The sequence below is a fragment of the Candidatus Sodalis sp. SoCistrobi genome, from assembly GCF_900143145.1.
In the GTDB taxonomy this organism is placed as follows: domain Bacteria; phylum Pseudomonadota; class Gammaproteobacteria; order Enterobacterales; family Enterobacteriaceae; genus SoCistrobi.
The window spans coordinates 1-8,468 of the sequence record NZ_FRDB01000136.1 but is presented as its reverse complement, the minus strand read 5'-3'; the positions used below and the strand labels follow the sequence as shown (position 1 = coordinate 8,468).

Here is an 8,468-nt window from a genome sequence, read left to right as displayed (position 1 = left end):
CATAGGTATCTACACATTTATCGTGATACCTGTTATTACTTTGCAGAATGATTTCAACCTATCTGTTGGCGGGATTGACTCTCGCCTTACCCGCCGATATCAGACGCTGGTTAAACAGCATATGACGCCCGCGGCTCTTCTTGCTTCTGCGGTTAAAGACCTCGCAAGTGCTCAAAAATCAACTTTCGCAACTACCCAAGCTGTCTGGCGTTTTCTGAATAATAAGCGAATTAGCTTCAGTCAACTCAATGAGCCAATTATTTCGCTAGCACTTGAGCAAATTTCGCTTAGCCCGCATCCATACGCTCTCGTTGTTCATGATTGGTCACGTTTACAATTTCTTTACCATCATGCCAAATACGGACGCTTAAAAATGACGCACGGTGGCGATGTTGGATATGAACTTCAAAGCAGCTTGCTGGTTGATGCTGGCACGGGTTTGCCAATAGCGCCTCTATCTCAGACACTTACCGATGCAACCGGTTGTCATTCAACGTTGGCGGAAGGACTGTCCGAACGGCAGACACATATGGACGCCTTGACGACCGATATTGCCCGTGTGGAATCGCTTAATATAGGTAAAAAGCTGATTCATATAATTGATAGAGAGGGTGACTCTATTGGACATATGCGGACGTTGAGTACTCAAGGAATATGCTGGCTTATCCGAGGAAAAGAAGGACATGGTGCAGAGTGGCAAGGTAATTCATTGAAAATTGGTGAGATTGCTGCTCTTCTGCCATACAACGGATGCGGACAGGTAGACTGGAAAGGGAAAAAAGCTGATATGGAAATCAGTGAAACCTCGATAGTCATAACCCGAGCTGCGCAGCAGAAGCGTAAAGATAAAGAAACCGGCCGCCGCATAAAAATCCAACCTGGAGAGCCTCTGACGGTCAGATTGGTTGTTGTTCGGCTTACGGATGATCTCGGTAATGTGGTGGGACGCTGGACGCTGCTTACAAACGTTTGCAGCGAGATCACCTGCGAGGAAGTAGCTCGTTGGTATTACTGGCGCTGGAATATTGAATCATTTTTTAAGTTGCTGAAAGGTGCCGGACATGACGTAGAAACATGGCTTCAGCGCAGCGCGCCAGCCGTACTACGCAGGTTGTTAATAGCCAGTATGGCTGCTGTTCTGGTATGGCGGCTGCAACGCGCTGAAGGAGAAGAAAATGCGGCAGCCCGCCAGCTGATATGTCGCTTGTCAGGACGACAGCAAAAGCGAGGCCGCAGAGAGAGCGCTCCTGCTCTGCTCGCTGGCCTATCCATCTTGTTGAATACACTAAAATTATTATCGGAATATAGTCTGGAAGAACTTACTCATTTAGCGAGAGTTGCTCTTAAGCCTCCTCCCTGATGTGTAGATACCTATGCCCTTGGTGCAAATAATGCACCGCTTTCTCCGCCAGCGCGGGCTTACCCTTGATGGTCAGGCGCGGGCCTTCCAATTCAATCGTCAGTTCTTGCTGGGTAAAACCGGCCAGCGCCAGGGTAATGCGATAATGGTTATCATCGCTTTTCTCGATATTGTAGGGGGGGGGGATAACTTACCCCCTGATGATCGTCTTGTATATTGCTGGCTAATTTATCAAAACCGATCCACTGGCGAAATAAGGGAGAGAGATCATAATTACGCATGTTATTAAATCCTTCTGTGAAGCGAGATAATTCGCTCAACCCGCCAATCGGGTTGAGACAAGCCCCCCTGCACGGGCGGGCATATGGGATAGAGGCCGAAAAGCGTTATTTTATTTCAATGCGGCGCGGTTTTAGCGTTTCCGGCACCACGCGCGCCAAATCAATAAACAGCAGCCCGTTGGCCAATTGCGCGCCTTTTATTTGTATATGTTCAGCTAATTGAAATTTACGCTCGAAATTGCGCTCGGCGATACCCTGGTATAAATAGTTGCGTTCCTTTTGATCGCTGGCATGGGCGCCTTTTACCGTCAGGAGGTTGTCATGAGCGGTGATTTCCAGCTCGCTTTCGGCGAAGCCGGCAACCGCAATGGCAATGCGGTAGTGATTTTCACTCACTAATTCAACGTTGTAGGGGGGATAACCGCCGTTGCCCTGGTTCTGTCCTGCTTCCAGCAGATTAACCAGACGATCGAAACCGATAGCGGAACGGTACAGCGGTGAAAAATCGAAATTACGCATAGCTTGAAGCCTCCAAAATTCAGCGAGGGTGCAATAACCTTCCCGTTGGACAGGTCAGTAACAGGAATACCCTTACGGCGTATTCATTTTGGTCACGTAAATAAAATGGTACCGCCGTCAGGCTTTTCAAGAGGCGATAAGAAAAAAATATCGAGATAGCGGTAAAATTTAGCTGGGGTTTATTCAATCTCTATTACACTAACTATTACAGCTTGCGTCAGCTGGAGGGTTCAAGCACAATTTTGATCGGTCCTGAGAGCAGGTTTTGCTGCGCAAGAAGTTAAACCAACGGATGCGGAACAGGTTATGTTAAGAAAGGTCTTGTTTGTCGTAACAGCAGGATGCACCGTGCTGGGCACCACCGGCTGCTCAAGCGTCATGACGCATACAGGCCCCTATCAGGGCTACTATCCCGGCACCCGCGCCAGTATGCAGGTTTTACGCGACAAAGACAGTAACTGGTGCATCCGTCCTCTGGCGGCCATTGATTTACCCTTCTCCGCAGTCATGGACACGGTGTTGTTACCTTATGACTATTTCCGCCGCGATAGCAATACCGATGAGGAATCCCCCCGGTCGCGCATGCTGCACCACCATGAGCATGCGCCCGCGCCCGCTCACGATTGAGCCGGCTCAGGTCGGGGCGTTGCGCCGCCGCTTCCCTTACTTGTCTGCTAATATTACATCTTCCTTCACCATTTCGTTTAGCGCGGCGGCAGGCGTACGGGAATAGCGGCAGTCCCTCCGGTGTCGACGGCGGGCTGCACCCTGCGCGCCCGCAGCGCCAAGCGCCGGGATAGGTTATGGACACTGCTTCGGTTGTCAGCGGACGGTTTAGCGCGCGGGGCACCGCGACCTCCGACGCCACCTCGTCACCGGCGCCATTATCCTTGGCGACCGAGCTGCAAAGCTGCGCCAATGGTCCTGAATCGCCCTCCCCGTTGCTGACCTTGCCGCCAGAGATTTTAAGTCTCACTTTCGCCAAACTTGATCTCGGCAGTCTGTTTGCGGTGTCCCAGGCGCATCCACGCCTGCAGGCGCCTGCCCGCCGCGCCTGCCGAAATTATCGGCATACGCGCTTAGCGGACATCCTCGCCACGCTTATCGACAGTCATGGTTTGCCGCTGCTGCGCTTTTGCCAGCGCAGCGGGCTGAATATCAACCCGGGCATAGAGCCGGATGCCGGCATCAGGCGCCTGATAACCCTGCTGATGTATAACGGTGAGGATGACCTGCTGGCTACACTTTTGAGAATGCCGGGAGCCACTACCTGCTTACGCTTGCCCGGGGTTATTGGCAACGGGTTGCTATTGGAACTTTTGGACTGTCTGCCGCCGCTGACCAACAGCATTCAGGCGCTATTGACCGATCCGCAACTGGATGTCAATGTCCCCGATCGCAGCGGCGAAACGCCGCTGGCAAAAGTTATCCGCCAGGGTCATTTACCGCTGGCGCACGCGCTGCTGGCACGTCCGGATCTCAGGCTGGCGGACGCCACGGATAACGAGGGTCGTACACTGCTGATACAGGCGGCATCGAAAGGCGACAGCGCATGGGTTGCCGCGCTCCTGCGCCATCCCGATTGCGCAATTAACGCGGCGTGTCTTCAGGGCAACAATGCACTGATGACGGCGGCGGCGCAGGGACACGTCAGCGTGGTCAGAACCCTGATGCAAGACGATCGCCAGTGCGTCAATCAAGTTAACCGTCAGGGCTTGTCCGCGCTCTGGCTGGCGCTGGCGGCCAATCATGAGCTTACGGTCGAGTTACTGCTGCAACATCCCGCTATCGTCATTACAGCACCGAATGGGCACGGTTACACCCTGTTACAGCAGGCGGTCATCAATGGCCAATGCCGGATGATGCATGTGCTGCTCGCGCATCCCCGTATGCCGGTGGCGCAGCGGGACACCAAGGGCGCTACTCTGCTGCATCTGGCGGCAATGCATGACCATGCCGCGATCATCAAGATACTGCTGACGCGTACCCGGCTGGATCGGAACAGCCGGGATTGCCAGGGCCAGACCGCGCTGACTCTGGCGGGCGGCAGGCGATCATTGCAGCGCGCTCACGGCGCTTTTGCCCTGCCCGCAAACCACACTTAACGCCCGGGATAATCGGGGGCGAACTGCGCTGCTGCAGGCGGCGGCAGGCGACGCACAGCAAACCCTGTGCCGGCTGCTTACCGTTGCAGGCGTCGATGTCACCGCTGCGGATATCGGTGGTTCCACCGCCTTGATCCTGGCCGCCGGCGCGGGGCATACCGAGGTGGCCCGCCTGTTGCTGGCGCACCCGTCAACCCCCGTCAATGCCCGCGATAGCAATGGCGCCAGCGCATTGCTATGGGCCGCGCGCAGCGGCTGTGTGCCGCTGGTACGGCTATTACTGGCGCATCCTGACATCATGCCCAACGCAGCCACCGTATGGGGCACCACCCCATTGCTAGCCGCCTGCGAACAGGGGCAGCGCAAAACGGTCGCCTTACTGCTTGACCACCGACTGCTGGAGATTAACGCCACCGATTGCCGAGGTAAAACCGCACTGATGGCGGCGGCGGAGAACGGCCATCGCCACATTGTCCGACAATTACTGCGCCATGATGATATCGCCACCGATCTCATCGATAAGACGGGCTTAAGCGCAATCGATTATGCCCTGCGCAGCGGTCATTACACTATCGCCGGTCTGGTGCGCAAACGCGGCGCGCCGGGCGGAGTCACGCTGCTCTGGGCCATCAGTTATTTTCTGCTTAACTGACCACCTGATAAGCAAATAAACCCGCGCGCGCCTCAGGCGATGCGGAGGATCGTACCCGGCGTTTGCCGCCCTGCCCGCGTCGGCGGCGCGAATAAAAAACGGCGTGGCCAAGCGACTGTTGCTGTCGTCGACCACGCCGTTATTTTATGTTAATGCTTGCATCAAAGGTTGACGCCGACGGGCAGGTCATAATTGTCGCGCCGCCGGTCAAGCCGTTACTTTACCCTATGGTCAGGCCGGCGTCCTGGGTGCCTCAGGCTTCCCCTACGCGTTTCACTTCCCCTACCAGCAGCAGATAGGAAAGCGCGCCCAAAAACGCCACCACGGCGATGTAAATCAGCGCCGGCGCAAAACCATAATCCTGCGCCAGATAACCCACCACCAGCGGAACGGTAATGCCGCCCAGACCACCAACGAAATTGAATACCCCGCCGGTCAGCCCAATCAAACGTAACGGCGCCAAAGACGACACCAGCGACCAGGTGATCGACGCGAAGCCATTGCCAAAGAATGCCTGCGCCATCAACACCATAATCCAGATAGGATCGTTGGTGTAGTTCGCCCCCATGATGCAGGTGGAAAGCAGCAGCCCGCAGATGATCGGCGTTTTACGGGCAAACCCCAGCGATTTGCCGGCACGCACCATGCGATCGGCAAAGTAACCGGACAAAATCACGCCGAAAAAGGCCGCCAAAAATGGCACAGTGGTCATGAAACCTGCCGTCAGGGCGGCGATATGCTTTTCCTGCGTCAGATAATTAGGGAACCAGGTCAGGAAAAACCACAAGGTTGAGGTCACGGCAAACTGGCCTAAATACACCCCCACCAATTTGCGATTAAACACCAACTTCCAATCGCTGCCGCTCATCCGCACACGGTTCTTTTTCTCCACCGGCGCATCACCGTCCACCAAACCGCCGCCGGCTTTGATATATTCCAGCTCGGCAGCATTGATACCACGGCTTTTGCGCGGCGATTGATATACCACGTACCAAATAAGCGCCCATACAATGCCGATACCGCCGGTCAAGATAAAGACCCAGTGCCAGCTCAACACTTCCTGTACCCAAATCAGAAGCGGCGTCAGGAACGCCAGACCGACAAACTGACCGGAAGTGAACAAACCTACCGCCGAGGCGCGCTCCCGTTCAGGGAACCAGCTTGTCACCATCCGGTTGTTAGTCGGGAACGCCGGTGCTTCAAACAGGCCAGTGAGCGCACGCAAGCCAAGTAAACTGCCTAGCCCGGAGTCGAATCCTTGCGCCAGGGTGGCAACCGACCAACCGAAGATGGCGATAAAATAAGTTAACTTTGAACCCACCCGGTCAAGGAACCAACCGCCGGGGATTTGGCAAATGGTATAGGTCCAGGCAAAAGCGGAAAAGATATAACCCATTTGCGCTTTATCAATACCGAACTCTTGTTGAATATGGGCCGAGGCTACCGCCAAATTAGCGCGGTCGACATAACAAATAACCACGGTAATAAAAATCATTAACAGCGTAAGATAGCGCCTCCGGGTGGGGCGCTGGGTGATGACAGTGTCCATCTTATTTTATTCCGGTTAAATTATAACAGGGTACGGAGAAACACCGGTTAGGATAAATTATCGATCAGGATCCCCGCCGTGATATTAACGGCGGGTTTATGACTCATGTCGGGCTCAATTACCACTCAGCCACTGATCCATCAGGATAGCGCCATACCGGGTTACGCCAGTCTGGGGTATTTTTACTGCGCTCAATGACCAGCTCCTCATTAATTTCTACGCCAAGTCCAGGTTTATTTGGCGGATAGAAATAACCATCATTCATGGCGAAATCCTCCTTATTGTTAACATAGTCCAATAATTCGGCGCCCTGATTATAATGAATCCCCATACTTTGCTCCTGCAGTACCGCATTGTAAGAGGCAAAGTCAACATGCAAGCAAGACGCGAGCGCAATAGGCCCCAGCGGACAATGCGGCGCCAGGGTCACATCATAAGCCTCCGCCATGGAGGCAATCTTCATACACTCGGTGATCCCACCCGCGTGGGACAAATCGGGCTGTGCGATCGCCAGACCGCCGTTGGCCAGCACCCGTTTAAACTCAAAGCGCGAAAACATCCGTTCGCCGGCGGCAATGGGGATGGATGTCTGCGCCGCCAGCAAAGGATAATATTCCGCTTGCTCTGCCAGGACAGGCTCCTCGATAAATAACGGCCGGTAAGGCTCTAATTCTTTTATTAGCACTTTGGCCATCGGCGCATTCACCCGGCCGTGGAAATCGAGACCGAATTCAATATCGTTGCCGAGGGCCTCACGGACCTGAGCCGCCACCGCCACCGCCGCATCCACTTTACGTGAATTATCCAGCAGCCCCATTTCCTCACAGCCGTTAAGCTTAAATGTGTCAAAGCCAATCTCGGTCAATTTCTTCATGCCGGCGATAACGTCCGACGGCCGGTCGCCGCCGACCCAGCTATAGGCTTTAATACGATCGCGCACCAGGCCGCCCAACAGTTGGTAAACCGGCACGCCCAACGCTTTACCTTTAATATCCCACAGCGCCTGATCAATACCGGCGATGGCGCTCATTAAAATGGGTCCGCCGCGGTAAAAACCCGCGCGGTACAAGGTCTGCCAAATATCGTTGATGCGGGCAGGATCCTTGCCGATAACATATTCGCCCAGCTCATGGACCGCGGCTTCGACGCTCTTCGCGCGCCCTTCGATGACGGGTTCACCCCAACCAACGATCCCTTCATCCGTCTCTATTTTCAAAAACATCCAGCGCGGCGGCAGCCGGTAGGTAGTCAATTTGGTTACTTTCATGGTATGTGGTTCCTTATCAAGCCAAATCAATCGGTTGCCACGGACGACGCGCACAAACCCGGCAAATCGCTAAGGGCAAGCCTCTCTTTATGGGTTAGATTGTAGCACCACAAATAATTATTGCACTACAATGTAGATCACACTTTAGACAATCCCTTGCTGATGGCCTCTCCTCGTTTTAACAGTGTCCGAGCGTGCCCGCACGGTCCAGAATACAAAGGCATCAGCCATTGCAGGACACATGCGCTCAAAGACCGTTTCCACTTGGTAAAAGCGTCCCTTTAGTTAACAATTTTCTGAAGGAGAAACCGGCGCTCCCCCGTTAATGCTAATCCTAAAAGCGTGACGATACTGCCCAATGACCTTTTTCCGCTTTTAGCCGCCGCGCAGCCCCGTTTTGATGGCATTAGCCCTGTGCTATAAAAATGCTCTGCGCTTGGCAGCCTGGTTTTGCTGTGAGCGGGCATCGAATACGGTGGCGTTTAAAAGCCTGACCACTATGAGAAATGTCACTAAAAGTGATTATGGACGACGTATCCCATGGGATGAATAATTACAGGGAGTATTGCCGCTTCGGGTTGTAAGAATAATGGCGTCGTGGGTTATTCTGAATCACCCCGGATAAATTAGAGTCTATACTTTAAAAGTGGAGGTCTCTATGACAACGACCAAACGTTACTCTCCGGAAGTCCGTGAACGGGCAGTTAATCTAGTGCTGGAAACTCAGCATGAGCA

The 8,468-nt window shown here is 53.9% G+C and carries 7 protein-coding genes and 1 pseudogene; 4 read left to right on the top strand and 4 right to left on the bottom strand.

Annotation, left to right across the window (positions count from 1 at the left end):
- Window positions 1-1,360 (top strand): flagellar biosynthesis protein FlhF (locus CINSTRO3249_RS10155; protein ID WP_254304262.1); only part of this gene is annotated, 1,360 nt, incomplete at its 5' end.
- Between the two features lie 16 nt (window positions 1,361-1,376).
- Here the strand turns inward: CINSTRO3249_RS10155 and CINSTRO3249_RS10150 are convergent.
- Together CINSTRO3249_RS10150 and ibpA are read right to left on the bottom strand one after the other, a co-directional pair.
- Window positions 1,377-1,641: pseudogene (locus CINSTRO3249_RS10150) on the bottom strand (Hsp20 family protein); the annotation flags it as partial.
- A gap of 105 nt (window positions 1,642-1,746) precedes the next feature.
- A complete protein-coding gene (gene ibpA / locus CINSTRO3249_RS10145) occupies window positions 1,747-2,160 on the bottom strand; it encodes a small heat shock chaperone IbpA (protein WP_074013198.1) in 414 nt (137 codons plus the stop codon).
- Between the two features lie 306 nt (window positions 2,161-2,466).
- Here ibpA and CINSTRO3249_RS10140 point away from each other — a divergent pair, with 306 nt between their 5' ends.
- The 3 genes from CINSTRO3249_RS10140 to CINSTRO3249_RS10130 all read left to right on the top strand — a co-directional run bounded on the left by CINSTRO3249_RS10140 (window position 2,467) and on the right by CINSTRO3249_RS10130 (window position 4,917).
- Complete coding sequence (locus tag CINSTRO3249_RS10140) at window positions 2,467-2,787, top strand: YceK/YidQ family lipoprotein (RefSeq protein ID WP_074013197.1); 321 nt, start codon at window positions 2,467-2,469, stop codon at window positions 2,785-2,787.
- Between the two features lie 176 nt (window positions 2,788-2,963).
- Window positions 2,964-4,265, top strand: a complete 1,302-nt coding sequence (locus CINSTRO3249_RS10135) for an ankyrin repeat domain-containing protein (protein WP_074013196.1) — start codon at window positions 2,964-2,966, stop codon at window positions 4,263-4,265.
- Window positions 4,240-4,917, top strand: coding sequence for an ankyrin repeat domain-containing protein (locus tag CINSTRO3249_RS10130; RefSeq protein WP_074013195.1), 678 nt, complete (start codon window positions 4,240-4,242; stop codon window positions 4,915-4,917). The genes CINSTRO3249_RS10135 and CINSTRO3249_RS10130 overlap by 26 nt, the downstream gene beginning before the upstream one ends.
- Window positions 4,918-5,170: 253 nt before the next feature.
- On the opposite strand, the gene CINSTRO3249_RS10125 is transcribed toward CINSTRO3249_RS10130, so the two are convergent.
- Both CINSTRO3249_RS10125 and dgoD read right to left on the bottom strand, forming a co-directional pair.
- Window positions 5,171-6,466 (bottom strand): MFS transporter, encoded by a 1,296-nt coding sequence (locus CINSTRO3249_RS10125; protein ID WP_074013194.1) that lies wholly within the window; start codon window positions 6,464-6,466, stop codon window positions 5,171-5,173.
- Between the two features lie 118 nt (window positions 6,467-6,584).
- Window positions 6,585-7,733 (bottom strand): galactonate dehydratase, encoded by a 1,149-nt coding sequence (dgoD, locus tag CINSTRO3249_RS10120; RefSeq protein WP_074013193.1) that lies wholly within the window; start codon window positions 7,731-7,733, stop codon window positions 6,585-6,587.
- Window positions 7,734-8,468: the final 735 nt, after the last annotated feature.

What these genes read in the sequence shown, in the direction of transcription:
- CINSTRO3249_RS10140 (WP_074013197.1), top strand. Translation starts at nt 2,467, where the DNA reads ATGTTAAGAAAGGTCTTGTTTGTCGTAACAGCAGGATGCACCGTGCTG.
- dgoD (WP_074013193.1), bottom strand. Translation starts at nt 7,733, where the DNA reads ATGAAAGTAACCAAATTGACTACCTACCGGCTGCCGCCGCGCTGGATG.
- CINSTRO3249_RS10125 (WP_074013194.1), bottom strand. Translation starts at nt 6,466, where the DNA reads ATGGACACTGTCATCACCCAGCGCCCCACCCGGAGGCGCTATCTTACG.
- ibpA (WP_074013198.1), bottom strand. Translation starts at nt 2,160, where the DNA reads ATGCGTAATTTCGATTTTTCACCGCTGTACCGTTCCGCTATCGGTTTC.
- CINSTRO3249_RS10135 (WP_074013196.1), top strand. Translation starts at nt 2,964, where the DNA reads ATGGACACTGCTTCGGTTGTCAGCGGACGGTTTAGCGCGCGGGGCACC.